3 protein-coding genes are annotated in these 1692 nt (G+C 61.6%); all 3 read left to right on the top strand.

All coding sequences use genetic code 11. The annotated features are described in order from the left end of the window. On the top strand, positions 1-350 hold a 350-nt coding region (locus AB4Y99_RS27490; RefSeq protein WP_441525581.1), incomplete at its 5' end, for an ABC transporter permease. A 48-nt stretch (positions 351-398) separates the two neighbouring features. Next, positions 399-1403 carry an ABC transporter substrate-binding protein gene (locus tag AB4Y99_RS27495; RefSeq protein WP_441525582.1) on the top strand — a complete coding sequence of 335 codons (1005 nt, stop codon included), beginning with the start codon at positions 399-401 and terminating at the stop codon, positions 1401-1403. Between the two features lie 54 nt (positions 1404-1457). Beyond that, positions 1458-1692, top strand: a 235-nt coding sequence (locus tag AB4Y99_RS27500) for a MaoC/PaaZ C-terminal domain-containing protein (protein ID WP_441525583.1), incomplete at its 3' end; no start/stop codon positions are given.

The raw sequence follows: 1692 nt of genomic DNA on the forward strand, positions 1-1692 counted from the left end.
GCATCAGCGGCTTCCAGATCCTGGATGACAGGCTGCTCTATCTGACCCAATCGATGGGTGCGAATACCTGGCAGACCTTCTGGTATTTGCGTGTACCGGCTGCGCTTCCGGTCATTTTCTCGGGCATCAAGTCCTCTGCAACGATCGCCGCCACAGCCGCCATCGTCGCTGAATTCGTCGGCGCCAATCAGGGGCTCGGCTATGTGCTGCTCAAGGGCACAAGCACGCTCGACATCGAGCTGACCTTCGCCGTCCTCGTCGTCCTGACCTTGATCGGGATCGTCATCAATTACGTCGTCGAATTCAGCGAGTGGCTGATGACGCCATGGCAGCGGTCCAGCGGGCCGTGACGGCTTCACCATAAGCACGCCAACAACAATCAGACGGGGAGGAAGCAGATGAAACACTGGATCGATAACACGCTTGCTGTGGCGACGATCACCGCCGGGCTCGGCTTCGGCTTCTCTGCCGCGGTCGCTCAAACTGCGGTGACATTCCAACTCAACTGGACCGCCGGTGGGCCGAATGCCGGGTTCGCCGCCGCCGTTGGCGAGGGCTACTACAAGGCGGCCGGCCTCGACGTGACGATCGTGCAGGGCAACGGCTCCGGCAATACCGCCCAGCTCGTTGCCAGCGGGCGCTCGCAGCTCGCTTATGCCGACGCGGTCGCGGTGGCGCAGCTCATCGCCAAGGGGGCTCCGATGAAGATCGTCTCGACGATCTATCAGTCGAATCCCAACGCCGTGAACGCTTTGAAGAAGACCGGCATCAAGACGATCGCCGACCTCAAGGGCAAGAAGATCGGTGTGCCCGCCGGCGGCTCGCAAGGGCCGATGCTGCCGCTGCTCCTGCAGGCCAACGGCCTCAAGGAGTCGGATATGACGCTGATGAACATGCCGGTCGCAGCCATGGTGCCCTCGCTGCTCCAGGGCCAGGTCGATGCGATTCTGGGTTCGAGCGATGCCTATCAGATCCAGCTGGAGATGCAGGGCGCCGAGCTCGACAACTTCGCCTTCGCCGATCACGGCGTGCCGACGGTCGCGACCTCGATCTTCGCCTCCAGCGACTTCATCAAGCAAAATCCCGAGATCCTGAGGAAATTCATCGCCGCAAGCCTCAAGGGCTGGTCCTTTGCCCTCTCAAATCCGGCGAAATCGATCGAGCACGTCAAGGCGATCTTCCCCGATGTGAACGTCAAGCTTGCCACCGCAGAGCTCGCCGCCATCACGCCTCTCTTCTGCAGCGGTGACGCCAGGTTCRTTGGCAAGGCTGAGGACGCGCACTGGATCCGCACGCAGAAGCTGCTCTCGGAGGTCAAGCTGCTGCCGGAAGGACAGGATCCGAAGAGCTACTACACCAACGAATATCTGCCGCCGGACAACGAACTCAAGCCGTGCAAGTAACCTCGCAGCCAAGCGGCTGATACCGACGCAGGACCGAACGGGACGGGCATCGCCATGAAAGACAAGCCAAGACTGGGCTATCGCTACGACGATCTCTTTGTAGGCATGCGCTTCCGCAGCCCGGGYCGGACCATTACCGATGCGGATCTGATGGGCTTCGCAGGGCTGACGGGCGATTATTCGGAACTCCACACCAGCGAGGTCTATGCGAAGAACAGCCAGTTCGGCCGCAAGGTCGCGCACGGCATGCTCGGCATCGCCTATGCCCACGGGCTGATGTGGGCGCGGA

Origin of the sequence: Allobosea sp. TAB14 (assembly GCF_052113865.1) — a bacterium.
GTDB classification, from domain to species: domain Bacteria; phylum Pseudomonadota; class Alphaproteobacteria; order Rhizobiales; family Beijerinckiaceae; genus Allobosea; species Allobosea spartocytisi.